Origin of the sequence: Novilysobacter selenitireducens, from assembly GCF_020026895.1 — a bacterium.
Classification (GTDB): Bacteria; Pseudomonadota; Gammaproteobacteria; order Xanthomonadales; family Xanthomonadaceae; genus Lysobacter_C; species Lysobacter_C selenitireducens.
This window is the reverse complement of sequence record NZ_JAINZW010000001.1, coordinates 250698-276433: the sequence shown is the minus strand read 5'-3', so window position 1 is coordinate 276433 and position 25736 is coordinate 250698. Positions and strand designations below refer to the sequence as shown.

Annotated in this window: 20 protein-coding genes; 4 read left to right on the top strand and 16 right to left on the bottom strand. The window is 71.1% G+C overall.

What is annotated here, in order from left to right:
- Nucleotides 1–23: 23 nt before the first annotated feature.
- On the top strand, nt 24–1076 hold the full coding sequence (locus K6753_RS01240; RefSeq protein ID WP_223674365.1) for an NAD(P)-dependent alcohol dehydrogenase: 1053 nt from the start codon (nt 24–26) through the stop codon (nt 1074–1076).
- Between the two features lie 474 nt (nt 1077–1550).
- Here K6753_RS01240 and K6753_RS01235 read toward each other — a convergent pair whose 3' ends face one another.
- Nucleotides 1551–4241, bottom strand: coding sequence for an alpha-amylase family glycosyl hydrolase (locus K6753_RS01235; protein ID WP_223674364.1), 2691 nt, complete (start codon nt 4239–4241; stop codon nt 1551–1553).
- Nucleotides 4242–4638: 397 nt separating this feature from the next.
- On the opposite strand from K6753_RS01235, the gene K6753_RS01230 reads away from it, so the two are divergent.
- Together K6753_RS01230 and K6753_RS01225 are read left to right on the top strand one after the other, a co-directional pair.
- Nucleotides 4639–7368 (top strand): TonB-dependent receptor, encoded by a 2730-nt coding sequence (locus K6753_RS01230; protein ID WP_223674363.1) that lies wholly within the window; start codon nt 4639–4641, stop codon nt 7366–7368.
- Between the two features lie 152 nt (nt 7369–7520).
- Nucleotides 7521–8945, top strand: coding sequence for a solute:sodium symporter family transporter (locus K6753_RS01225; protein ID WP_223674362.1), 1425 nt, complete (start codon nt 7521–7523; stop codon nt 8943–8945).
- Nucleotides 8946–9410: 465 nt separating this feature from the next.
- Here the strand turns inward: K6753_RS01225 and K6753_RS01220 are convergent, their stop codons facing one another.
- From K6753_RS01220 to zwf, 5 genes are read right to left on the bottom strand one after another with little or no spacing between them, the layout of a single operon-like run.
- Nucleotides 9411–10061 (bottom strand): bifunctional 4-hydroxy-2-oxoglutarate aldolase/2-dehydro-3-deoxy-phosphogluconate aldolase, encoded by a 651-nt coding sequence (locus tag K6753_RS01220; protein WP_223674361.1) that lies wholly within the window; start codon nt 10059–10061, stop codon nt 9411–9413.
- A complete protein-coding gene (gene glk, locus K6753_RS01215; RefSeq protein WP_223674360.1) occupies nt 10061–11083 on the bottom strand; it encodes a glucokinase in 1023 nt (340 codons plus the stop codon). Before glk ends, K6753_RS01220 begins: the two co-directional genes overlap by 1 nt.
- Entirely contained in the window at nt 11076–12974 is a 1899-nt protein-coding gene (gene edd, locus K6753_RS01210) for a phosphogluconate dehydratase (protein WP_223674359.1), read from the bottom strand. Before edd ends, glk begins: the two co-directional genes overlap by 8 nt.
- Entirely contained in the window at nt 12974–13678 is a 705-nt protein-coding gene (gene pgl, locus K6753_RS01205; RefSeq protein ID WP_223674358.1) for a 6-phosphogluconolactonase, read from the bottom strand. Before pgl ends, edd begins: the two co-directional genes overlap by 1 nt.
- Before the next feature lie 4 nt (nt 13679–13682).
- Nucleotides 13683–15149, bottom strand: a complete 1467-nt coding sequence (gene zwf / locus K6753_RS01200) for a glucose-6-phosphate dehydrogenase (RefSeq protein ID WP_223674357.1) — start codon at nt 15147–15149, stop codon at nt 13683–13685.
- Nucleotides 15150–15279: 130 nt separating this feature from the next.
- Between zwf and K6753_RS01195 the strand changes: the two genes are divergently transcribed.
- Nucleotides 15280–16107, top strand: coding sequence for an undecaprenyl-diphosphate phosphatase (locus K6753_RS01195; protein ID WP_223674356.1), 828 nt, complete (start codon nt 15280–15282; stop codon nt 16105–16107).
- 247 nt (nt 16108–16354) lie between these two features.
- Here K6753_RS01195 and K6753_RS01190 read toward each other — a convergent pair whose 3' ends face one another.
- The 10 genes from K6753_RS01190 to K6753_RS01145 form a co-directional block, all read right to left on the bottom strand.
- Complete coding sequence (locus K6753_RS01190; protein ID WP_223674355.1) at nt 16355–16981, bottom strand: YbhB/YbcL family Raf kinase inhibitor-like protein; 627 nt, start codon at nt 16979–16981, stop codon at nt 16355–16357.
- Between the two features lie 30 nt (nt 16982–17011).
- Entirely contained in the window at nt 17012–19096 is a 2085-nt protein-coding gene (locus tag K6753_RS01185; protein ID WP_223674354.1) for a tetratricopeptide repeat protein, read from the bottom strand.
- 71 nt (nt 19097–19167) lie between these two features.
- Nucleotides 19168–20160, bottom strand: a complete 993-nt coding sequence (locus K6753_RS01180) for a YheT family hydrolase (RefSeq protein WP_223674832.1) — start codon at nt 20158–20160, stop codon at nt 19168–19170.
- A 136-nt stretch (nt 20161–20296) separates the two neighbouring features.
- The gene (locus K6753_RS01175) at nt 20297–21124 is read right to left on the bottom strand and encodes a lysophospholipid acyltransferase family protein (protein ID WP_425492032.1); all 828 of its coding nucleotides are present in this window, start codon (nt 21122–21124) and stop codon (nt 20297–20299) included.
- Between the two features lie 33 nt (nt 21125–21157).
- On the bottom strand, nt 21158–21610 hold the full coding sequence (locus K6753_RS01170) for a hotdog fold thioesterase (RefSeq protein ID WP_223674353.1): 453 nt from the start codon (nt 21608–21610) through the stop codon (nt 21158–21160).
- A gap of 153 nt (nt 21611–21763) precedes the next feature.
- Nucleotides 21764–21964 (bottom strand): hypothetical protein, encoded by a 201-nt coding sequence (locus K6753_RS01165; RefSeq protein WP_223674352.1) that lies wholly within the window; start codon nt 21962–21964, stop codon nt 21764–21766.
- Nucleotides 21965–22044: 80 nt separating this feature from the next.
- A complete protein-coding gene (locus tag K6753_RS01160) occupies nt 22045–22230 on the bottom strand; it encodes a hypothetical protein (protein WP_223674351.1) in 186 nt (61 codons plus the stop codon).
- Between the two features lie 346 nt (nt 22231–22576).
- Nucleotides 22577–24538, bottom strand: a complete 1962-nt coding sequence (locus K6753_RS01155) for a phospholipase D family protein (protein WP_223674350.1) — start codon at nt 24536–24538, stop codon at nt 22577–22579.
- A 55-nt stretch (nt 24539–24593) separates the two neighbouring features.
- Nucleotides 24594–25223 carry a YceI family protein gene (locus K6753_RS01150; protein ID WP_223674349.1) on the bottom strand — a complete coding sequence of 210 codons (630 nt, stop codon included), beginning with the start codon at nt 25221–25223 and terminating at the stop codon, nt 24594–24596.
- Nucleotides 25214–25690: a SixA phosphatase family protein gene (locus K6753_RS01145; RefSeq protein ID WP_223674348.1), complete on the bottom strand. Its 477-nt coding sequence runs from the start codon at nt 25688–25690 to the stop codon at nt 25214–25216. The genes K6753_RS01150 and K6753_RS01145 overlap by 10 nt, the downstream gene beginning before the upstream one ends.
- Nucleotides 25691–25736: the final 46 nt, after the last annotated feature.

The following is a 25736-nucleotide window of genomic DNA, read 5'->3' as shown; positions in this document are numbered from 1 at the left end:
CCCCACTCCCGCCGAGACCCCCCATGACCACTCACGCCTACGGCGCCCACGCCGCCGACAAGCCGCTCGAAGCCCTCACCATCCAGCGCCGCGCGCCCGGGCCGCGCGACGTCCAGATCGATATCGCCTACTGCGGGGTCTGCCACTCCGACCTGCACACCGTGCGGTCGGAATGGCAGGGGACGCTGTACCCGTGCGTGCCGGGCCACGAGATCGTCGGGCACGTCAGTGCGGTGGGCAGCGAGGTCACCGGGTTCAAGGTCGGCGACACGGTGGGCGTGGGCTGCATGGTCGACAGCTGCCAGTCGTGCGCCGCGTGCGAGAAGGGGCTGGAGCAGTACTGCGACAACGGATTCACCGCCACCTACAACAGCGCGACCCCGGACCCGCCGGGCCACACGCTGGGCGGGTACTCGCAGCGGATCGTGGTGGACGAGGGCTTCGTGCTGAAGGTGCACCACCCGGCCGACCAGCTGGCCGCCGTCGCGCCGCTGCTGTGCGCCGGCATCACCACGTACTCGCCGTTGCGCCACTGGAAGGTGGGGCCCGGGCAGAAGGTCGGCATCGTCGGCATCGGCGGGCTGGGCCACATGGGCATCAAGCTGGCGCACGCGATGGGCGCACGCGTGGTGGCGTTCACCACGTCGGAAAGCAAGAAGCAGGACGCCCACGCGCTGGGCGCCGACGAGGTGGTGGTGTCGCGCAACCGGGAGGAGATGAAGGCGCACACCGGCAGCTTCGACTTCATCCTGGACACGGTGGCGGCCAGCCACGACCTGGACGCGTACACCGCGCTGCTCAAGCGCGACGGCACGCTGTGCCTGGTGGGCGTGCCGGAAGACCCTCACCCCTCGCCCAACGTCGGCCCGCTGATCTTCCGCCGCCGCGCGATCGCCGGCTCGCTGATCGGCGGCATCAAGGAGACGCAGGAGATGCTCGACTTCTGCGCCGAACACGGGATCGTGTCGGAGATCGAGATGATCCGCATGCAGCAGATCGACGACGCCTACGAGCGGATGCTGCGCAGCGACGTGAAGTACCGGTTCGTGATCGACATGGCGTCGCTGGACGGCTGAGTCGCCCCGCCTGCCTGTAGGAGCGGCTTCAGCCGCGAGGGCTTTGCCCGGAACCCTCCCCTGTAGGAGCGACGTGAGTCGCGACCGCGTGGCTGCAACGAAAGTGCGCCGGTCGCGACTTACGTCGCTCCTACGAAGGTGCCGTGGATGACGTCCTTGCTGTGGCGCCGCGGTCGCGTCTGAAGCCGCTCCTACAGTGGGAGCGTGGGGGCGTGACCAGACAGACAGGGGTGCGGTGCCCCTGTAGGAGCGGCTTCAGCCGCGAGGGCTTTACCCGGAACCCTTCACCTGTAGGAGCGACGTAAGTCGCGAGCGCATGGCCGCGACGGAAGTGCGGGGGTCGCGACTTACGTCGCTCCTACATAGGTGCCGTGGGTGACGTCATTGATGTGGTACCGCGGTCGCGGCTGAAGCCGCTCCTACGAGGGTGCCGCGGATTGCGTTGCGGGTGCGGCTTAGCGGTTGAAGCCGCTCCTACAGGGTGATCGGGCCCGCTTCGTCCATGACCTTGGGATCGGTCGTGCTGCCGCCGCCGAAGGTGGTGGCGCCGGCGTCGGGGGCGAGATCGCGGTAGCCGGCGTCGAAGTCCCAGGTGGTCACGTACAGGCGCGCGCCTTCCAGCGTGGCGGGGTGGCCCAGGGCATCGGCCGGCAGGGTGAAGGTGAGCGTGCGGGCGTCGCGGTCGACCGCCAGCGCCGCAACGGGGCCGGTCGGTGTGCCTTCGTTGTCGGCATCGGCGCCGTCGTGCGCGAACAGCGCGTTGCTCCAGCCGTGGGCGCGCAGGCGCCGGTGCCAGCGCATGCCGTCGGGCAGCGTGGCGTGCTGCTGCGGAATCACGGTGGCGCCGCCGGCGCGGCCGGGCAGTTCGAGGAAGGCGGTGACCGCGACATGGTCGAAGCCCCTGTCGGGGTTCCAGGCGGTGCTGATGGCGCGCAACGTGACTTCGATGCGCAGCGCGCCGCCGGCGGTCCACGCGCGCACGCGCTGGATGTCGGCGGGGTGCACGTCGCGCCAACCGGCATCGGTCGGGTAGGTGTAGGTGCCGGTCGGGCCGGTGTCGTCGCCGGCGGGGTCTTTGATGTCGGCCGCCGCTTGCCAGTCCAGGTCGACCTTGAAGGTGTGCGCGTCGCTGGTGGCACCGCTGATGGGATCGAATGCGACGGCGCGGTGTTCGACGGCCGGGTCGGTCATGGCGTCGGTGCGGACGGTGGCGCGCCAGTCGCCACTGTCGTCGACATCGACGGACTGCGCGTTGGCGAGGTCGCCGTCGATGACGAGGCGGATGCGGTCGCGGCCGGGGGCGTGGCCGGTGAGGGCGAGCGTTTGGGTGGCGACGGGTTCGGGTGGGGCAATGGGTCCCGGCTTTCGCCGGGACGACGGTGTGGGAGGTTCGGCGGCCTCCAGCGTCAGCGGCGCGGCGCGTTCTGTCGAGCCTTCGATACGCGCCGCTGGGCCGGAAGAGTCTGCCGAATCGATCCGCCACACCTGCCCGCTGCGCGCCGGCAGCACCAGGGTGACGCGGCCGTCGGCGTCGACCGTGTGCGCGTCCGGCGTGCCGTCGATGGCGAACAGCGGCTGCAGCCGCGTGCCGGGCGGCAGGCCGGTGTCGAGGCCGTCCAGCAGGGTGTCGCTGTCGGCGGTGTTGAGGATGACGAGCGCGCGGGTGGTGCCGGCAGACGGGTCATTGCCGGTGCGATCGGCGGCCGCGTCGTAATCCATCCGCCAAGCGATGGCACCGGCGCGCGCCGCACTGGACGCCAGCACCGTCGGCGTGCCGCGCGAGAACACGCGGTGGTCGCGGCGCAATGCAATCGCGCGCTGCAGGTAGCGGTACAGCGGTGCCTCGACATCGAAGTGGTCGCGCCCGCCGCTGCCGTGCCCGCCCGCGAACATCGTGCGCCGGCGCTCGTCGAAGCCCTGCTCGGTGCCGTAGTAGATGACCGGGATGCCCGGCAGCGTCAGCATCGCCAGCAGCGCCTGCCTGAGCGCGGGCTCGCTGGCGCCGGCCAGGAAGCGGTCGACGTCGTGGTTGTCGATGAAGGTGGGCATGCGCCACGGGTCGGCGTGCACGGTCATCGTCGTTTCGATGCGGTGCTGCAGTTCGGCGGTCGGGCGGCCGCGCGCGATGACGTCGCCCAGCGTGCCGTACAGCGGGAAGTTGATCATCGACGGCAGCCCGCCGGGCACGCGCATGTAGGCGTCGAGCTTGCGTGCCTGCGCGTCGGCGAAGGGCTTGCCGCTGCCGAAGCCCTCGCCGAACGACAGGAAGTCCGCGCGCCCGGTCTCGCGCGCGACCTGCACCACGCCGGGTGCATCGACATCTTCGGCATGCAGGAAATCGGGGAAGAAGTCGGCCGGAACGTGGAACGCGGTGTCGACGCGGAATGCGTCCACGCCGACGTCGCGGATCCAGTCGCCGTAGGCCTGGCGCAACAGCCGGCGCACGGCGGGGCTTTCGGTGTCGAGGTCGTCGAGGTCGGCCAACGCGTACGTCAGCTCCTGCGTGCGGTCGCTGTAGTCGGCGATCTCCGGGGTGAAGTGGTAGAGCGCCTCGCGCCGATGCACCGGCTCCTGCGGGTCGTTGCGCTCGAGCGGCGCCTGCGCGGGCGCGCTGCGGCCCTGCGCGTCGGTGCGCACGCGGCAGTGTGCGGCGATGGAGGCGTCATCCTTCGGGTCGACATCGGCGTCGCAGGCGATCCAGTCGCCGACGTGGTTGACCACGACGTCCTGTACCAGGTGCATGCCGCGGCCGTGCAGTGCGCGCGACAGCGCCACGTAATCGGCCTTGCTGCCGTAGTGCGCGTCGACGGTGCTGAAGTCGCTGGCCCAGTACCCGTGGTAGCCGCTGTAGCCGCGGCCGGGGTTCCACCACTGGTTGGCCACCGGCGGGGTGATCCACAGCGCGGTGGCGCCCAGGCCCTGGACGTAGTCGAGCCGGCGCGTGAGCCCGCGCAGGTCGCCACCGCTGTAGGTGCGGCCCTGCGCCGGGTCGTATTCGCCCACACCCTGGTCGTTGTTTGACGGATCGCCATCGTCGAAGCGGTCGATCATCGCGAAGTAGATGACCGCGTCGCGCCAGTCCGGCGACGGCACGTGCAGCGGGCCGTCTTCGGCATGTGCTCCGGACGCGAGCGCCAGCAGTGCGGCCAGGCCGGCGAGGCGCATGCGGCGCCTGGGCCGCCTCCTACCTGCAGGAGCGACGTAAGTCGCGACCGCGTACCCGCACCGATCGGCGCGATCGCGACTCACGTCGCTCCTACAAGGGGGTGCGGGTGGCGTGGCGATGTGGGTCATGGGCGCACTCGTCGTCGGACGGGTTCGCACGTCACCGCCGGCAGCGGCCGGACGGCGACGCGCCGGCCGACTATTCCACGGCCTGCCACCGGCATGCGTCAGTCGCGTGCATCCCCGCCATGAATACGTATTCAGCGCCATTTGTGCAGTGCAGCCCGGGCATAGGATGGGCCCGCCCGGGGGGACCGCGCCGGGCCGCGCACGCTGCGCGACACACGTGGCCACGGCCACGCAAGAACATTTGCACGACATTCCGGAGGGGAGTTACGTGAAATTCCGACGCAACCTGTTGAGCGTGGCGCTGCTGTCCGCGACCGCGATGCTGGCCGCACAGGCCCACGCCCAGGAGGCCACCCAGGCCCAGGTCGAGGCTGAAGCCGCCGCACAGACCGACGACACCGCCACCGACCTGGACCGCATCACCGTGACCGGCGTGCGCGCCGGCATCGAGCGTGCGATCGAGGCCAAGCGCGAGTCCACCAGCATCGTCGAGGCGATCTCCGCCGAGGACATCGGCAAGCTGCCGGACGTGTCCATCGCCGACTCCATCAACCGCCTGCCCGGCCTGGCCGCGCAGCGCGTGGCGGGCCGGTCCTCCACCATCTCCATCCGTGGCCTGTCCGGTGACTACGGCACCACGCTGCTCAACGGCCGCGAGCAGGTCAGCGTCGGCGACAACCGCACGGTCGAGTTCGACCAGTACCCGGCCGAGCTGATCAACGGCGTGGTGGTCTACAAGACCCCCGACGCCTCGCTGGTCGGCCAGGGCCTGTCGGGCACGATCGACCTGCGCACCGTGCGCCCGCTGGCGTTCCCGGACCGCGTGGTGTCGCTCAACGCGCGCTACGAGGAGAACTCGCTGGGCGAGCTCAACCCCGGCAGCGACGACACCGGCGCCCGCTTGAGCGCCTCCTACATCGACCAGTTCATGGACGACACGCTGGGCGTGGCGCTGGGCTACTCGCGCTACGACGCGCCCGGCCAGGCCAACCGCTGGGAGGCCTGGGGCTATCCGACCGACAACGGCGGCAGCCCGGGCAACTACGTGCTGGGCGGCAGCAAGTCGCTGGCCTCCTCCACCGACAACACCCGCCAGGGCCTGATGGGCGTGTTGCAGTGGCGCCCGAGCGACAGCTACGAGACCACGCTGGACCTGTTCCACTCCGAGTTCGAGAAGGCCGAGACCACGCGCTTCCTGGAAGTGCCACTGGGCTGGAGCGGCGCGACGCTGGTCAACCCGCAGGTCGAGAACGGCGTGGTGGTCGGAGGCACGTTCGAGAACGTGCGCCCCATCCTGCGCAACGACCTCAACGAGGGCGACGACAAGCTGTTCGCCATCGGCTGGAACCACAAGTGGACGCTGGACGACTACTGGACGTTGACCGGCGATGTCAGCTACTCCAGCGCCGAGCGCAACGAGTCGATCCTGGAGACGTACTCGGGCACCCGCGCCGGCGTCACCGACAGCGTCGACTTCCGCCTGGACCAGTCCACCGGCAAGCCCACGCTGAGCTTCGGGCTGGACTACACCGACCCGGCGCTGATCGTGCTGACCGACCCGGGCGGCTGGGGCCAGGACGGCTACATCAAGACCCCGCAGGTGGAGGACGAGCTGACCTCGTTCCGCCTCGACTTCGAGCGACGCTTCGACAGCGGCATGTTCAGCAGCGTCGAGTTCGGCGCCAACCACTCCGAGCGCGAGAAGCAGCGCAGCGTGCCGGAGGCGTTCCTCGAGCTGGTCGGCGGGCCGGCGCGCGGCGAGCCGGGCGCGGACGAGGTGGTGGTCGACCCGGGCTTCATCCTCAACCCCGTGGACCTGTCGTTCACCGGCATCCCGGGCAGCTTCAGCTACGACATCAATGGCGTGCTGCGCGAGTACTACGAGCTGGCCGACAACATCAACGCCGACATCCTCAACAAGCAGTGGACGGTCAACGAGGAGCAGGACACGTTCTACGTGCAGGGCAACATCAACACCAACCTGGGTTCGATCGGCCTGCGCGGCAACGTCGGCGTGCAGGTGGTCAACACCGACCAGTCCTCCGACGGCTTCTTCCTGATCGCCGGCGACGCCGCCAATGCCACGCCGATCAGCGGCGGCACGGACTACACCGACGTGCTGCCGAGCCTGAACCTGTCGTTCCTGCTGCCGTACGACCAGACCCTGCGCGTGGCCGCGGCGCGGCAGATGGCGCGCCCGCGCATCGACCAGCTGCGCGCCAGCAACAACTCGTCGATCGTCTTCAACCAGGCCGACGAAGCCCGCTGGGAAGGCAGCGGCGGCAACCCGGAACTGGAGCCGTGGGAAGCCAACGCGTTCGACGCCTCGTACGAGAAGTACTTCGGCGACAGCGGCTATATCAGCGCGGCGTACTTCTACAAGGACCTGCGCACCTACATCTACGACCAGCAGATCGAGGTCGACGCCTCCGGTTACCCGCTGCCCGAGGGCTACACCGGCCCGACGCCATCGCCCATCGGCTATTCGACCTCCCCGGCCAACGGCGAGGGCGGCAGCCTGAGCGGCTGGGAGTTCGCGGTGTCGATCCCGTTCAACCTGTTCACGCCGGCGCTGGAAGGCTTCGGCATCCAGGCCAACCACTCCGACACCGACAGTTCGATCAAACGGCAGGGTCCCGACGGCCCGGACGAGCCGATCGCCGGCCTGTCCGACAAGGTCACCAACATCACCCTGTACTACGAACGTGCCGGCTTCCAGGCGCGCGTCAGCCAGCGCAAGCGCAGCGACTTCCTGGGCGAAATCCAGGGCTTCGGCGCCGACCGTACGCCGCGCTACATCAAGGGCGAGGAAGTGCTGGACGCGCAGATCGGCTACAGCTTCGCAGATGGCACGTCGCTTGAAGGCCTGTCGCTGCTGCTGCAGGTCAACAACCTGACCGACGAGCCGTACCGCGAGTACTTCTTCGACAGCGGCCTGGCGCAGCGCTACGAGGAGTACGGCCGGTCGGTGCTGTTCGGTGTCGGCTATACGTTCTGATGCGTGCGTGCTGATGTAGTGGCGTGACCCCCTGCCCCTGCCGACCGGGTCGTCGGCAGGGGCTCTTTTTTTTGTGCCGCGCGCCGATGCGGCGCGTTGCGGAACGCGAGCCTCGCGCGCACGATGCGCGGGCGTCGCGGGGAGACAGCGATATGAATTCCACGGCCGTGCAGGTGACGGTGTTCCTGGCGCTGACCGCGCTGGTGGCGGGGCTGACGTGGTGGCGTTGCGCGCGCGCGCAACGCACCGGCAACGCCTCGCGCGACTACTTCCTGGCCGGCGGTGGGCTGACGTGGCCGGTGATCGCCGGCAGCCTGCTGCTGACCAACCTCAGCGCCGAGCAGATCGTCGGCATGAACGGCGCGCAGATGATGCTGGTGGCGTGGTGGGAGTTCGGCGCCGCCGCCGGCCTGCTGGTGCTGGCGCACGTGCTGGTGCCGATGTACTACCGCTACCGCTGCACCACCACGACCGAACTGCTCGAGCACCGCCTCGGCGACCCCGGGTTGCGGCGCGCGGTGTCGGTGCTCTTCATGCTCGGCTACATGTTCATCCTGCTGCCGGTGGTGCTGTACACCGGCTCGGTGTTCATGAAGTCGATGTTCGGCATCGACTGGCCGGTGATCGTGATCGCCGCGCTGTTCGCCGCCGCCGGACTGGCGTACGCCGCGTTCGGCGGGCTGCGCGCGATCGCCATCTCCGACACGTTCAACGGCCTGGGCCTGCTGGTGATGGGCATTGCGGTGACGCTGTTCGCACTGGCCGCCGTCAACTGGGACCTGACGGGCATCCCGGCCGAGCGCTGGACGCTGGTCGGCGGGCCCGAATCCGACATCCCGTGGACCACGCTGCTGACCGGCATGCTGTTCATCCACGTCTTCTACTGGGGCACCAACATGGTGATCGCCCAGCGTGCGCTGGCCGCCGGCTCCGTGCGCGAGGCGCAGAAGGGCATCTACGCCGCGGCCGCGTTCAAACTGCTGACGCCGCTGGTGGTGATCTTCCCCGGCGTGATCGCGTTCAAGCTGTACGGCGATGTCGGCGACGTGGCCTACGGGCAGCTGGTCGGCGACGTGCTGCCGGCGTGGCTGTCGGGCGCGTTCGCGGCGGTGATTACCGGCGCGGTGCTGTCGAGCTTCAACTCGTGCCTGAACTCGGCCGCGGCGCTGTACACCTGCGACATCCACCTGGCGAAGATCAACCCAAACGGCGACGCCCGCCGCATCGGCCAGTGGGTCGCCGTGGTGTTCGCCGTGGTGTCGCTGGCGATGGTGCCGCTCTATCAGCATTCCCAGAGCATCATCGCCACGCTGCAGCAGCTCAACGGGCTGTACTCGATGCCGGTGCTGGCCGCCTTCATCGTCGCGGTGGCCTTCACCCGCATCGACCCGCGCGCCGCACGCACCGGCCTGGTGTTCGGCGCCGTGCTGTACGCGGTGTTCACCTTCGTCTGGTCGCCGCTGCACTACATCCATTTGATGTTCATCACCCTGGTCGCGACGATCGCGCTGACGTGGGGGATGAGCCGGGTGCTGGATCGGAGCAGCGGGCGGTTGGCGGTGGGCGCGAGCACTTAGGCGGAGGCACTCACTCCCTGCCTGATGTAGGAGCGGCTTCAGCCGCGAGGGCGTTCCCCGTCATCGCCCACCTGTAGGAGCGACGTGAGTCGCGACCGTGTTGGCCGGCCCGCGGTGGGTGGGTTACGACGCGGGTGCAGCTTGGCGGTCGCGACTTACGTCGCTCCTACAACGGTGCCTGGCCGTAGGGCGACCTGATGCCGCGGTCGCGCCTGAAGACGCTCCTACAGGAAGCGCCGGCGCGAAGTCGTCGTCGAAACGGCGCCTACGCCTGTGTAGGAGCGGCTTCAGGCGCGAGGGCTACCCCGTCATCGCCCACCTGTAGGAGCGACGTAAGTCGCGACTGCCGTGGCACACCGGCTGGCGTGGTCGCGACTTACGTCGCTCCTACAAGAGAGCCGCAAGATTCGTCGCATGCCACGGTTCGCGATCGCGGCTGAAGCCGCTCCTACAGATGCGGCGTGATCAGCGGCCGCGCAGCGCGGCGGCTTCGCGCGCGAGGTTGCCGATGCGGACCCAGTCGCGGGCGGCCAGGGCATCGCCGGGGACCATCCACGAGCCGCCGACGGTGGCGACGTTCGACAGCGCGAGATAGCGCGGGGCGCGCTCGGCGTCGATGCCGCCGGTGGGGCAGAAACGCACCTGCGGGAACGGACCGGCGAAGCCCTTGAGCGCGGCCACGCCGCCGGCGGCCTCGGCGGGGAAGAACTTGAAGCGGCGGTGGCCGTGGTCCAGGCCGACCATGACCTCGCTGGCGGTGGCGACCGCCGGGATCCACGGCAACGACGCCTCGCGCGCGACTGCGTACAGCGGCTCGGTGGCGCCGGGAGAGATCGCGAACGCCGCGCCGACCTCGCCCACCGCGATCAGGTCCTCGGGCGTGAGCACGGTGCCGGCGCCGACCACCGCATCGGGCAATTCGCGTGCGATCCGGGCGATGGCCCCGATCGCGCAATCGGTGCGCAGGGTGACCTCCAGCACCGGCAACCCGGCCTCGACCAGCGTGCGCGCCAGCGGCACGGCGTCGTCGAGGCGCTCGATCGCCAGCACCGGCAGCACCGGCGCGCGGGCAAACACGTCATCGACGCGGCAGGCATGGTCGTCGGGGTTCCACATCACACGGTCTCCGTGGCATCGGGCCGTCGCAGCGCGACAGCGGCGCCGAGCAGCCCGGGGTGCGGGTGGGTCACGACCTGCACCGACACCGATTCCAGGTACGCCGCGAACCGTCCCTTGGACAGGAAGCGTTCGCGGAACGCGCTGCTGCGCAGGAACGGGATGAAGCGCGGGATGATGCCGCCGGCGATCATCACCGTGCGCGCGCCATGGATCAGCGCGGCGTCGCCTGCGACGCTCCCGAGGATCGAACAGAAGCGGGCCAGCGACCGCCGCGCCACCGCATCGTGGCCGTCCAGCGCGGCGGCGACCACCTCGGCCGGTTCGCGCGGCGCCAGTGCCAGGTGCGGCGTGCCGACATCGACGCCGGCCTCGATGCCGCGCAGCACCGCATCGATCGACGACAGCCCGCTGCCCGACAGCAGCCGCTCCCACGACGTGCGTCCGTGGCGTGCATTCATCCAGCGCGCGAGCGCGTGCTCCTCGTCGCCGATGGGCGCGAAGCTGACGTGGCCGCCCTCGGTTTCCACCGCCTGCCAGCCGCGCCCCGCATCGCCGACCAGCAGCGCGACGCCGAAGCCGGTGCCGGGGCCGAGCACGCTGACGGGCCCTTCGAGTCCGCTGCGCAGCGGACCATAGAGATGGACACGCTCGCCCTCGGCCAGCGCCGGCACCGACCAGGCGACCGCGCCGAAATCGTTGAGCAGGTTCAGCTCGTCCAGGCCCAGCGCGTCGCGCAGTTCATTCCGGTTGAACGACCACGCGCGGTTGGTGAGGCGGATCTCTTCCGTATGCACCGGGCAGGCCAGCGCCAGCGCGGCGCGGCGCGGCCGCGCACCGATGTCGCCGAGGTAGGCCTCGGCGGCGTGCTGCAGGCTGGCGTAGTCGGCGTTGTGCAGCGTGCGCGAATGCAGGATGCGCGGCACGGGCGCCGCGTCGGTCAGGGCGAAGCGCGCATTGGTGCCGCCGATGTCGGCGATCAGCGCGAGCCGGTCGAGGTCGTCGTCGATGCGCTCAACCACCGGCCAGCTCCCCTGCGGCGGCCATGTCGGCCAGCGCCGCGTCCGGGAGCGCCGGGAACAGGCTGCAGCCGCCCTGCTCGGCCGTGCCGGTGGCGGCGCGCATCAGGCCGAACAGTTCGCGGCCGACGCCGGTGTGCGAGGCGGCAGCATCCGGTGGGACCGCCTCGCGCGCGTTCCACTCGGCGGGATCAACCAGCGTTTCGAGACGGCCGGCCTCGGCGTCGATACGAATGCGGTCGCCGTCGCGCAGGCGCGCGATCGGCCCGCCGTCGGCGGCCTCGGGCGAGAGGTGGATGGCGGCCAGCACCTTGCCCGAGGCACCGGACATGCGTCCGTCGGTGAGCAGCGCGACGTGCTGGCCGCGGTCCTGCAGCACCCCCAGCACCGGGGTCAGCTTGTGCAGCTCGGGCATGCCGTTGGCGCGCGGGCCCTGCCCGCTGACGACGGCGACGAAATCGCCTTCCAGCGCGCCGGCCTGGAACGCGGCGAGCACCGCGTCCTGCGATTCGAACACGCGCGCGGGCGCTTCGATGATGCGGTGTTCCGGCGTCACCGCCGACACCTTCACCACTGCGCGTCCCAGGTTGCCGTCCAGGCGCCGCAACCCGCCTTCGGCATCGAAGTGGTCGGCTACGCCGCGCAGCACATCCACGTCGAGCGAGGACGGTGGCGGGTCGCGCCAGCGCAGGGTCAGGTCGTCCAGGTACGGCTCCATCGCCTGGTCGCGCAGGGTGCCGCCGTGCACGCAGGCGATGTCCTCGTGCAGCAGGCCGGCGTCGAGCAGTTCGGTGATGACGCGGCCCATGCCGCCGGCGGCGTGGAAGTGGTTCACGTCGGCGCTGCCGTTGGGGTAGATGCGCGCCAGCAGCGGCGTCACCCGCGACAGCGCGTCCAGATCGTCCCAGTCGATCAGCAGCCCGGCGGCGCGCGCGACCGCGACCAGGTGGATGGCGTGGTTGGTCGAGCCGCCGGTGGCCGCCAGCCCGACCATGGCGTTGACGATCGCCTTTTCGTCGACGGTACGCGCCAGCGGCCGGTACGTGGGCGGCGCGCCGTCGCCGGCGTGGCGCTCGGCCAGCGCGGTGGCGCGAAGCGCCTGCTCGGTGGCCGCGACGGTGAGCGCATCGCGCAGCGGCGTACCGGGATTGACGAACGCGGTGCCGGGCACGTGCAGGCCCATCACCTCCAGCAGCATCTGGTTGGAGTTGGCGGTGCCATAGAACGTGCAGGTGCCGGGGCCGTGGTAGCTGGCCGATTCGGCTTCCAGCAGCTCCTCGCGGCTGGCCTGGCCGGCGGCGTAGCGCTGGCGCACCGCGGCCTTTACGCGGTTGGGCAGGCCCGACGTCATCGGCCCGGCCGGCACGAACACCACCGGCAGGTGGCCGAAGCTGAGCGCGCCGATCAGCAGCCCGGGCACGATCTTGTCGCACACGCCCAGCAGCAGCGCGCCGTCGAACATGTCGTGCGACAACGCGACCGCAGTGGCCAGGGCGATGGTGTCGCGCGAGAACAGGCTCAGCTCCATGCCCTCGCGGCCCTGGGTGACGCCGTCGCACATCGCCGGCACGCCGCCGGCGACCTGCGCGCTGCCACCGGCCGCGCGCGCGGCGGCGCGGATCAGCGTCGGGTAGTGCTCCATCGGCTGGTGCGCCGAAAGCATGTCGTTGTACGCGGTGACGATGGCCAGGTTGCCGCCGGCCGCGCCGCGCAGGTGCGGCTTGTCGGCGCCGGCTGCCGCGAACCCGTGCGCGAGGTTGCCGCAGCCCAGCCGGGTACGCGCCGGCAGCGCGTGGCGCGCGGCCTCCATGCGCGCCAAGTAGTCGCCGCGCAGCGTGCGGCTGCGGCGGGCGATGCGGGCGGTGACGGCGGCGACGGTGGGGTGCAGCGGCATCACGGGCTCCAGTGGACGTGCACGGTGGCGCTGGGGGCGTGGAGGATCGCGGCCACCGGGTGGCGGCGCGGGTCGGCATCGGCCAGGGCCTGCTCCAGCACGGCGCGTTTGGCGTGGCCGGTGAGCGCCAGAATGATGCACCTGGCGTGCAGCAGGCGCGATGCGGTCAGGCTGATTCGCGCGAACGGTGCTTCCGGCGGCAGCGGGTCGGGGTCGACGCGCACCGCGCCGTCGGCACGGGCGGGGTCCAGCGCGGCGTCGAGTTGCGGCGCGCCGGGGAACAGCGACGCGGTGTGGCCGTCCTCGCCCATGCCCAGCACGACGACATCGAATGCATCGGGGTGGTGCGCGAGCATCGCGCGTGCGGCGGCCTGCGATGCGTCCGGGTTGCCATCGCGCGTGGTCAGCGCTTGGAGTGTCAGGCCGCGCGCGCCGGCCATCGCCTCGCGCAGGCCGCGCAGATTGCAGGCGGCGTGGTCGTGCGGGACGCAGCGTTCGTCGGTCGGCATGGCGGTGACGCGCGACCAGTCGAGGTCGGACGCCGCCAACGCGCGGTAGGCCGGGAACGGCGTGCGACCGCCGGCCAGCGCCAGCAGCGCCTTGCCGCGCTCGACCAGCGCGCGTTCGCACTGCCGGTGCAGCGTGGCGGCCAGCGCATCGGCCAGTGCGGCCGCATCGGCGTGGCGGTGTTCGACCCAGGCCATCGCCCTACTCCCGCCAGCCATGGCCGTGGCGCTCGGCCAGGGTGAGCGCGGCGGCCGGCCCCCATGTGCCGGCCGGGTAGCTGCGCGGGTGCACGCCGGCGTGGCGCCAGCCGTCGGCGATCGCATCCACCCACTGCCACGCGGCTTCGGTCTCGTCGCGGCGCACGAACAGCGTGCCGTTGCCTTCCAGCGCATCCAGGTACAGCCGCTCGTATGCCGGGCGGCGACGGTGCGCGGCGAACTCGTCCTGCATGTCCAGGTCCAGCGTCACCTTGCTCAGCTGCAGGCCGGCGCGGTCCAGCCCGGGGGTCTTGCTCATCACCCGCAGGCTGATGTGCTCCTCCGGTTGCAGCGCGATCAGCAGCGAGTTGGGCGCGATGGGCGCGGTGCCGAAGATCGAGTGCGGCACCTGCCGGAACTGGATGAAGATCTCGGTGCGCCGCTGCGGCAGGCGCTTGCCGGTGCGCAGGTAGAACGGCACGCCCGACCAGCGCCAGTTGTCGACGTGCGCGCGGATGGCGGCGAAGGTCTCGGTGGTGCTGTCGCGTCCCAGCTCCTGCGCGTACCCCGGCACGGCAACGCCGTCGATGGCGCCGGCCGTGTACTGCCCGGCGGCCGTTTCGCCCACGACTTCGCCCCGGCCGATCGGGCGCAGCGAGCGCAGCACCTTGAGCTTCTCGTTGCGCACCGCGCTGGGTTCGAACTGCGACGGCGGCTCCATCGCCACCAGGCACAGCAGCTGCAGCAGGTGGTTCTGCAGCATGTCGCGCAGCGCGCCGGAGCCGTCGTAGTAGTCGCCGCGGCCTTCCACGCCGACGGTCTCGGCGACGGTGATCTGCACCTGCTCGATGTGGCGCGCGTTCCACAGCGGCTCGAACAGCGCGTTGCCGAAACGCAGTGCCAGCAGGTTCTGCACCCCTTCCTTGCCCAGGTAGTGGTCGACGCGGAACACCTGCGATTCGTCGAACACCGCCGACACCGCGTCGTTGATGGCGATCGCGCTGGCGAGGTCGTGGCCGATGGGTTTTTCCAGCATCACCCGCGTGCCCGGCCCGCCCAGCCCGCCGGCGGCCAGCGCCTCGCACACGGCGCCGTACCAGCGCGGCGCGGTGCTGAGGTGGCAGAGCACGTCGCCCTCGCGGCGCGCATCGATTGCCCCGGCCAGCGACGCCATCGACGCGGTGTCGTCCAGCGAAGCGGCGCGGTATTCGATGCGTTCGAGCAATGCGCGAAGCGCGTCGTCGCAACGCTCGTCGTCGGGGACATGGCGCTGGATGGACTCGGCGACGAGGTCGCGGAACGCGGCGTCGTCCAGTTCGCTGCGCGCGGTGCCGAGGATGCGCAGGCGCTCGGGCAGCAGCCCCTCGGCCTGCAGGCCGTACAGCGAGGGAAACAGCATCCGTCCGGCGAGGTCGCCGGTGGCGCCGAACAGCGTGAGTAACTGCGCGGGTTGGGCGGTGCTGGCGGTCATGGTCGCTCCGGTGATCCTGTGAGCCTAAACCGGGCCGGCATGGGGCTGGGCCTGCATACGTTTGCATGCGCCGGCGGCGTCCGCGGCGCCATCGCCTATCCTAGGCGGCCCTCGCGCACGACGCCCGTACATGCCGATTGCCACCGCTGCCCCCACCGGCCCCGTCAACGACCTGCTGGCCGCCCTGCTGCTGGGGCTGATCGAGGGACTGACCGAATTCCTGCCGATCTCCAGCACGGGCCACCTGCTGATCGCGCAGCACTGGCTGGGCGAGCGCTCGGACCTGTTCAACATCGTCATCCAGGCCGGCGCGATCCTGGCGATCACGCTGGTGTTCCGGCAGCGGCTGTGGGCGCTGGCGACCGGCCTGCGCGACGCCGCCAACCGCGACTACCTGATGAAGATCGCCGTGGCCTTCGGCGTGACCGCGGTGGTCGGCCTGCCGGTGCGGCTGATGGGCTGGGAGCTGCCCGACACGGTCTCGCCGATCGCGTGGGCACTGATCCTGGGCGGCGTGTGGATGCTGTTCGCCGAGCGCATCGCCGAGCGCCGCGGCGACTCGGCGCACATCACCTGGGTGGTGGCCGTGCTGGTGGGCCTGGCTCAGGTGGTGGCGGGCGTGTTCCCGGGCACCTCGCGCTCGGCGGCGGCGATCTTCATGGCGATGATGGCCGGCACCGGCAAGCGCTCGGCGGCGACGGAGTTCGTGTTCCTGGTCGGCATCCCGACGATGTTCGCCGCCAGCGGCTACGCACTGCTGGAGCACTTCCTCGAATCGGGCACCGGTGGCGAGGCCTGGGGTGAAATGGGCCTGGCATTCGCCGCCGCCACCGTGACCGGCTTCGTCGCGGTGCGCTGGCTGCTGGGCTACATCAAGCAGCACCGCTACACGCCGTTCGCGATCTACCGCATCGTGCTGGGCGTGGCGCTGCTGTTGTGGCTGCCGGCGGGGGTTTGAACGCCGCCTTCCTGTAGGAGCGACGTGAGTCGCGACCGTCATGGCACACCGTTTGGCGTATGTCGCGACTCACGTCGCTCCTACAACGGTGGCGGAATTGCGACGTGGTTTGACTGGTCGCGGTCGCGCCTGAAGCCGCTCCTACAGGTAAGTTCTTGTAGGAGCGGCTTCAGGCGCGATCGAATCCATCCCGGCGGGTAGTGCCAGGCATCCGCGCACGGGTCCCGACACGCGGACTCCTACCGCCTCAGCCCTCGACCTTCGGATGCAGCGAGTACGTGCCGTGGATCGCGCACTCGGCCAGCACGTGGCCGTGCATGGCGCGCTGCACGTCGCCGGCGGTGAAGTCGTCCGGCAGGTCGAGCGTGTCGACGTCGATCGCGTACAGCCGGAAAAAGTAGCGGTGCAGGCGCAGGTCGTTGGGTGGCGGGAACGGGCCATCGAAGCCGCGCCACTGCCCGGCCATGTCGTCGTTGCCCTCGAACCAGCCGGTGTAGTCGTTCAGGCCCTGGCGCGCGCCCTTAGGCCCGGCCGGGTCCTGCTTGCCGTGCGGCACGACACCGTCGCTGCAGCTGCCTGCGGCAATTTCGCGCACGTCGGCCGGGATGTCGGCCATCGCCCAGTGCACGAAGTCGGTGCGGACCTGGTCGACGGGGATCTCGACCCCCGGTTTGCCGACCATCTCGCCGACCGTGGGCACGTCCGGGTCGATGCACAGCAACGCGAAGGAGCGCGTGCCCTCGGGCACGTCGCTCCAGGCCAGGTGCGGGTTGCGGTTGGCACCGAACCCTACGTCGTCGCCAGTGCGCACGCCGGCGGCGAATTCGGCCGGCAGGCGCTGGCGGTTCTCGAAACTGTCGCTGCGGATCTGCATGCTGCCTCCGTGTGCGGTTGGGTATTCGGATCAGGCCTCGGGATAGCCCAGACGCTGTGCAACCGGCGTCAGCAGCGCGAAGGCCTCGGCCAGCGGCTCGGCGTAGGCGCGCCAGTGGCCGGCCGGGAAGCGGGCCGGACCGAGCGCGCCGACGCCAGCATCGGGCACCTGCGTCTGCAACGCCTCGCCCATCGCCCGTGCGATCGCAGCCGGGTCCTCGGTAATTCCATCCATGCGAACGAGGTGGTGGCGGACAAGATCCTGCTCGTGCAGGTCGGCCACCTGCCCCATCGACGTCGCCAGCCACTCGGCCGCCGCCTTCGGCGACGGCATCGCGAACGGTGCGGGTGAGCCCCAGGCCAGCCAGTCCAGAAGCATGTCGCGCGGGTCGCGCAGGGCGATCATCAGCTCGGCTTCCGGCAGGTGCGCGCGCAGGACCGGCAGCAGGCTGTTGTCCCACCACAGCAGCCAGTCCATCACATGCGCTCCGGTCAACCGGCGCGCGGCGAGCGCATCGCGCCACGACTGTGCCGCATCGGCGGGCGACAGCGAACCGTCCTGGAGCCGACGTGCGGTGTCGATGCGCTGGAAGGCATCGCGCGGCGGATTGCCACTGAATCGATCCGGCTGCAGCGGCGCGCGCGCCAGCGCGAGCGTGTGGCCCAGACGTTCCACCATCGAGCCGGGCGCGCCCCACAGGAACAGCACGCTGGCTGCATCCTCCGGCGCGCTAGTGCGATCGGGCAGTTCGACCAGTGACGCCGAGTGCTCGGGCAATGGCAACAGGCGTGGCGCCTGGTCGGCCTGCAGCGCGGTCCACAGCGCCGCCGCTTCGGCATGGCGGCCGGCGAGATCGTGCACGCGCGCCAACAACTGCCGCAGGCTCGCCCGGGATGCCTCGTCCTGGGCCTGCTCCAGCAGCGCGTGCACACGGGCGATGGCGCCGTCGTGGTCGCCGCGGTTGATGTGGCTGTCGACGATGCGCAATTCGGCCTGGGTATGCCCGGGACGTAGCACGACGATGCGCCGGGCGATGGCCTCCGCCGCGTCCAGCTCGCCCGCTTGGCGGTGGATCGTACTCATCGCTTCAAGCGCCGGCACGTGGTCGGGCATCGCCGCCTGCCAGCGCTCGACGACGGCACGCGCGGTGTCGCCAGCAAAGGGTTCGAACACCAGGCGCGCGCGCCACAAGGCATCCAGGCCGGGGTGCGTCGACAGCGCAGCATCCAGCGTGTTGCGGGCATCGTCGGCGGAATCGGGGGCCCGCCGCCACGCATCGACCAGCGCGACGATGGTGGCGCGGTCGTCCGGTCGCGCGGCCAGCGCCTCCTTGAGCAGCGGCAACCCGCGTTCGGGACGGCCGGCCTGCAGCTCGACCTGGCCGACCATGCGCTTCAGCCCCGGCGTGGCGGTGCCATCGGCCAACAGCGGCGCCAGCTCGTCGGCCGCTTCACCGGGACGGCCCTGGCGGCGCAGGAGCTCGGCGATCATGAAGCGCATTGCGCGCGACTGCGGCTGCTTCTCGAGTAACTGGCGGAAGGCCTGTTCGGCGAATGCCAGGTGGCCCTTCGCGAGGTAGGCGAACGCCAGCGCGTGGCGTACCTGCGTGTCTTCGGGGTGGCGCTCGGCCGCAGTGGCCAGCAGCGCCAGGCCGCGGTCGGCATCGCCCCGCCGCACCGCCAACGTGCCTTCCAGTGCGGCTACCTGCGGATGCTCCGGGGCGATGCGCGCCGCCGTGCGTACCAGTCGCTCGGCTTCGTCGAGGTCACCGCGCCCCAGCGCGAGGTGGCCCTGGATGATGTAGGCCGGGAACTGGTTGGGGTCCAGGCCGACACTGCGTGCGAGTGAGGTCTGGGCCTCGTCGAGCTTGCGCTCGTGGAGCATCAGGCCGGCGCGCTCCAGGTGCAGGTTGGCGTCGTCGGGGGCCAGGTCGATGGCGCGGTCGATCGCTTCCAACGCGGCCTCGCGCTCGCCCGACAGGCGCAGCGCGGCGGCCAGCAGGCGCTGCGCTGTGGCGTCGTCGGGCTGGGCGGCCACGGCCTCGCGGGCGGCGGCCAGGGCTTCGGGGACGGCGCCGCGGCGCAGCGCATCGATCGTGGTGGCGTGGTCGGACACTCGGGGCACTCGGTTCTCGGGTCGAACCGGCGATTGTACTGGCGGCCCGCCCGGGCTGCCGGCGGGCGGCGTCAGGCGGCAGCGGCCGCCGCGACCAGCCGGTCGGCCACCCAGCGCTCGGCGAAGCCGTCCAGCCGTGCGCCCTGCAGGAAGCCGCAGTGCCCGCCCCATGGCGCGATCTCCAGCTGCACCGAAGGGGGCAGCGACAGCGCGCGGAACCCCTCGACCGGGATCACCGGGTCATCGGCGGCCATCAGGATGCTGGCCGGCACGTCCAGCGCCGTGAGCCGGTCGCCGGCGATGGAATAGCCGTCGAAATAGTGGTCCAGGGTGCCGAAGTCGGTGTGGCGTTCCACCATCCACTGGGTCAGTGGGCGCATGCGCAGGCCCAGGGTCCGGTCGTCGAAGTCGTGGCTGGCGGGGAACAGCTCGCGTTTGCGTGCAAGCGATCGCCGCCACTTGCGTTCGAAGTACCACAGGTACAGCGGGAAGCCCTGCTCCATCGCCTCCATGGTGCGCGCCGGGTCCAGTACCGGGCAGACCGCGGCGACGTGCGCCAGTGGCAGGCCCGCGGCGCGTGCGCGCAGCGCCAGGCGCAGGGCGAAGTTGCCGCCGAGCGAATACCCGGCGACGGTCAACGGACGCCGCACGAAGCGCGCGGCGACCTCGCAGGCCGCGCGCACGACCTCGTCGATGCGGTTGGAGTGGAACAGCGCCTCGTTGAGGTGGTGGGTCTCGCCGTGGTCGCGGAAGTTGAGGCGGAACACCTCGAACCCGCGCTGCAGCAGTTCGGCCGCGGTCAGCCGCATGTAGCTGGAGTCGACGCTGCCCTCCCAGCCGTGCAGCAGCAGCGCCAGGCCGTGCGGCTCGCGCCCCGGCACGGTGCTGTGCAGGCCCTGCAGCCGTACGCCCTCGCCTGCATCGACGAGATGCACCGTCGTCTGCGCGCCGGTGGCCGCCAGGCTGCGCTCGCCATGCCGGCGGCGCAGCGGGCTGGAGCCGAGCACCGACTGGACGTGGGCGTTGCGCAGCCAGCGGGGCGGGCGGTAGTCGGCGGCGGTCAGCATGCTCGTGAGGCGGGGAGTCGGGAAGGGCGAAGGCTAAACCCTGTCGACCCGGCCCCCGGACGTTACGTCAGCGGGATCTCGGGTCGGCGGCAATAGACAGCGGCCGCGCATGCGGTTCCCGATGCGCCGTTCGCTAGGCCCTATTCCCTGCCGCAAGGCCCATGGCGTCGACGATCCGTTGCCGCGCCTGGTCGGCGATCCGGCGGCGGCCGTCGGTGTCGCCCGGCAGGATGGGGGCAAGGAAGTGCACTTCGGCCACGCGGGCCGGCTCGCCCAGCAGGCGGAAGAAATTGGCAACGAAGCTCTCGCGCGGGCCGAACGCGACGACGGTTTGCGCACTGGCGCCCTCGCCGTACTTCAACGCCACCGGCTGCACCGGCACGCCGGCCTCGACCGCAGCCAGGAAGATCCTCGCGTGGAACGGGCCGATCTCGCGTCCGCCGCGGGTGCCGCCCTCCGGGAACACGCCGACCGAGCGCCCCGCGCGCAGCCTGGAGAGCATCTCGTGCAGCACGCCGCCCAGCGACTCGGTGCTGCCGCGGGCGTGGAAGATCGTCTCCCCGCGCGCCGCCATCCAGCCGACCACCGGCCATTGCGAGATTTCACGCTTGGCCACGAACCCCATCATCCGCTGGCTGTGCAGGACTTCGATATCCACCCAGCTGACGTGGTTGGCGACGAACATCACCCCGCCCGGCAGCGGCGTGCCGACCCGCCGCAGGCGGAACCCGAACACCCGCATCAACCCCGCCGACCAGGCGCGGATCATGCGGTGGTCCAGCCGCTCGCCCCCCGGCACGCGCACGCCGGCGGTCAAGGGCGTGATGGACAGCAGGGTCAGCGGCAGGTGCACCAGCAGGTGCCACAGCAGCATCGGCACGCGGACCAGGTAGCGCAGAGCGCGCGCGGCCGGGGCGCGGGACGCCGCGGCCACGCCGGTGGGGGGAGGCGGCGCATTCATCGGCGGAACGATACGGGTCGGGGCGGCCAGGGGCTAGCCCGCGGCGGGCGGCGCGGCCACCACGGCCAGCGTCAGCCGCGACACGCACACCAGCCGGCCACGCTCGTCCTCGATGCGGATCTCCCACACCTGCGTGCTGCCGCCCACGTGCAGGGCGCGCGCGGTGCCCGTCACCGTGCCGTCCCGCGCGGCGCGGACGTGGTTGGCGTTGATCTCGATGCCGACGCAGAGCTTGCCCTCGGGCACGCTCAGGTTGCCGGCGCTGCTGCCCAGGGTTTCGGCCAGCAGGACCGAGGCGCCGCCGTGCAGCAGGCCATAGGGCTGGTGGGTGCGCGCGTCGACCGGCATGGTGCCGCGCAGGTAGTCCGGGCCCAGTTCGGTGAACTCGATGCCGAGCGCGGCGATCGCCGTGTCGGCCGAGAGTGCGTTGAGCGCGTCGAGCGACGGGCGATGGCGGAAGGGTGAAGGCGTGGCGGCATCGTTCATCGCGCCACGATAGCCGACCCGGATGCGGGCGGCCCAGGAAAAAGGCCGGCGGGCTACGCGGAGAGGGACGTAGCGCGCCGGCCGGGGTCGCAGGGGAGGGTGTTGTGCGTGGCCCGCTCGGGGAGGGGACGGGCGATCAGGGGGCGCCGGCCCTCACGCACAACGGAACAGGCGCTGGTTGGACAGGGTGGCGTAACGGCGGGTGCAGCCGTAGCCGCTGCTGCGGCCGTAGCCGATGCCGAAGTCGCGCTCGCGGTGGACGAGACGGCGGTCCTGGGCCTGCAGCTGGGAAACCGGGATCGCGGCGGCCTTGGCGGCGGCGATGGCGGGGCGGTCGATGACGAGAGCGTTCATTTCAGTGTCCTGGGGGGCGGAGTTTGAAACGGGCAGTGGGGCGGGAGATGCGGAGAGCGGTAGAGCGATCGGACGGGCGGTCAGGCGAAGAAGCGGAACAGCGGGCGGTTGACCGGGTTGGCGTACTGGCGGGTGCTGCCGTAACCGCTGCTGTGGCCATAACCGACGCCGGTGCCACGGGGGCGGCGGGCGACGTAGACGGCGGCTTGCAGGTTGCGCGGGGCGACGGTGGCGGCGGGGCGGGCGAAGGTCGGGGAAGCGTTCATTTGGGGGGTCCTGTCGGGTGGTCTGGTGAATCGGTGTGTTGGTAAAGTACAACACCTAATCTGATATACCATGTGCCGGAAGTCACCCCACCGATGGCCCGGTGGCGTCACTCACTGGCGTATTGCCCATAACAGATGGGTTTGAGGGGCCTGGAGTTGCATCCGGGAGGCATGACTGACGACAGGGTCGGGGCTCCTCCCGCCCCGGTGCCCGTCAGTTCGAATGTGATTGCGATCACACACCCGCCTGCCGTCAGGGCGCCCCGACCCCGACGTGGATGCGCCTCTCCCGGAACCCGCAGGTCCACAGCGCGCCTGCGCTAGTCCCTAGCCCCTAGCCCCAGCCTCAAAGAATCGGCGCCAGTCCCGCGCCGAACGCGGTGACGAACCGCGTACCCAGCCCCTTCAACCCGACCATGTCGACCTCGGGAAAGTCCCCCACCGGCACGTAGCAGGCCCGGAAGCCCGGGTGGTCCGGCGGCAGCGGCTGCGGGCAGTCGGGGCTGGCCTGGAACTCGTAGCTCGTCGCATACCGCAACGGCCACAGGTCGAACACCGGCAGGTACTCGAAGACCTTGCCCAGCGAATAGTCCAGCCCCCACAGCACCGGCGGCTTGTCGCGCGGCGCGATGGTCCACGAGTTGGCCGGTGAGATGTCGCGGCGGATGCTGTCGCCCAGCGCTTCGGCAAACGCTGCGTCCTCGATCACCACCGCGCTCTCAGTGTTGTAGTGGTCGCCGCGCGGGTCGAAGTTGTGCGTCCCGACCACGCCGATGCGGTCGTCGATCACCAGCGACTTGGCGTGCATGCCCATGCGCACGCCGGCGCGCTTGAGCGGCACAGGCTCGTTGGCGCGGCGGCTGGCATAACGCAGCGCGGCGTACTCGCGCGACAGCGCGCGGCGATACCCGTCGCGGCCCTGCACGGTGCGGGTGTCGTACTCGCGCTGCAGCGCGCGGTGGTCGGGCAGCTGCACGTCGCCGGTCGGTACGTAGTCGGGCAACTCCACGCCGGTCGCGGCGATGTCGACCGGGGCGTCGGCAGGGAACGGCTTGTACTCGTAGATGTTGAAGCCGAACTCGCGCAGGTAGCGACGCTTGTACTTGTGCGACAGCGCATACACGATGAAGGCGTCGGTGGCGGCCAGGCTGTTGGTGGACACCACCACGCGCGGCGGCGACTTGCGCTCGTGCAGGGCGCGGAACATGTCCTGGGCCGGATCGGAGAGGACCAGGTAGGGCGTCTGCAGCAGCACTTCCTCGCGCGCCGACTCGATCAGCTCGCGCAGCGACACCGAAGCCACCGCACCATCGATGGCGTTGCCGTCGTGCTTGTCCGGCGAGTCGGCGACGTAGCTGACCTCTCCGACCGGCAGCGCCGCGTTGGCCAGCCGTTCGCGCACCAGGGCGGCGTCCCCGGCGTCGCGCTGCATTGCCTGTGCGCGCTCCGGCTTCGTGTACGACGGCGGCGGCAGGGCCGGCACGCCCGCCTTGATCAGGTGGCGCCCGACATCGGCCAGCTGCTCCACCGGGACACTGCGCGGGTCGTTCCAGAAGCGCAGGAAATCCGCGTCCATCGTGCGCGCCACCGGCCCGGCGACCAGCAGGTCGCGGTCGCGGAAGTTGTACTCCGGGTCCCAGTCGTAATACGCGTTCTGGTAGTTGCGCCCACCGGTGATGCCGACCGCGCCATCCACCAGGAACAGCTTGGTGTGCATGCGCTGGTTGAGCTGGCGCCAGCAGCACGCCGCCGCGAGCAGGTACTGCGGGTAGCTGATGCGCGCACGCCCCAGCACCGGGTTGTAGACGCGCACTTGGAGGTTCTCGTGCGCGCCGGCCAGCGCGGCCAGCGTCTCCACGCGCTCCAGCGCCGACAGCTGGTCCATCAGCAGGCGTACGCGCACGCCGCGACGGGCCGCGGCCAGCATCTCCTCCAGCACCAGCCGGCCGGCGTCGTCCTCGTAGAAGATGTAGGTCTGTACGTCGATGGTGGTCGTCGCGCTGCGCAGCAGGTCGATGCGCGCCAGCAGCGCGTCGGTGCCCTGGTCCAGAATCACCGCGTAGTGGCGCGGCGCCCCGGGCGCGGACTGCGCGAACGCGCGACCTGCAAGCTGCCGCATGGGCGAGGCCTGCGCGCAGGCGTTGCGGGCCTGGCAGGTGTCCATATCCGAGCGCGCGGCCTCGGCAATGGCGCTGGCGCGTTCGCGCTGGGCCGGCGACAGCGTCGCGCAGGCCGAGCAGGCCAGCACCAGCCATGCGGCCAGCACGCGCAGGGCGGCGACGGAAGGGAAACGACGGGGAAAGGGCATCAGGCGGAAGCGATGTGGCACGGCACGACGCAGCGCAGCTTAGCGCAGGCCACCGTCAGCTCCCGGCCGGCCGCAGGCGCAGCTGCATGCCGAAACGCACCTGGTGACCGAGCACCACGCGGTAGCCGTCCAGCCCGTAGCGGCGGCGGTCGACGCTACCAGCCGCCATCACCGGGCAGTCCAGCCCGGGGCGCGTGCACGAGGCCGGCTTCACCTCGAACGTTTCCTCGTGGGTGACGCCGTGCATCGACAGCCGGCCACGCAGCGGGCCGCCATCGCGCACCAGCTCGGCCGGATGCGGGTCGGACACGAACTCGATCAGCGGATGGCGCGCGGCATCGAAGAACCCCTCGCTGCGCGCGATGCGCGTGTAGCGTTCCGAGCCCGCGACCTCCACCGCATCGGTCCGTAGCCGGATGCGCACCTGGCGGCGGTCGCCGGGCAGCGCCAGCACTTCGCCTTCGAACGCCGGGAACTCGCCCAGCACCTTCTGGCCCCAGCGCGTGCGCAGGTCGAAGCGGATGCGCGTGTGCGCGGGATCCAGGTCGCCGAGGCGCTGCTGCGCCGCCGCCTCCACGGACCAGCCGGCCAACACCGCCAGCAGCGCCGCCAGCGCCCCGGACTGGAGCGCGCGCGAGGTAACCGCCGGCAACGCCCGAGGGCGCACGGTTGGCGTCACGGCCACCAGAACGCGCCGAGTCGGGCAATGCCCGGCTCCAGCGCGGCGTCGGCCGGCATCGTCAGCACCGCGACACCGCCCGGCGGCATGCCGCGGTAGTCGCCGGACTGGCCGCTGTGCAGCAGCGCGGCCAAGCGCTCCAACCCGGGGTTGTGGCCGACCAGCATCAGCCGGCCGACGTCGCGGTGGGCATCGGCCAGCGCGATGAGTCCGCCCGGCGTGGCCTCGTAGATCGACGGTTCAATGCGCTGGTCGATGTAGCCGACCTCGCCCAGCACCGCCTCGAGCGTCTCGCGCGTGCGCCGCGAAGGCGAGCACAGCACGCAGTCGGGCACCCAGGCGTTGTCCTTGATCCAGCGTCCGGCGGACTCGGCTTCTGCCAGGCCCTCGGCCGATAGCGGGCGGTCCAGGTCGGCCTGCCCGGGGGCGGCGGGTTCGGCGTGGGCGTGGCGGAGCAGGATCAGTTCGCGCATGGCGGCTCGCAGTCTGGGTTGGAGGACGGAGGGCGGACGCGGGCCA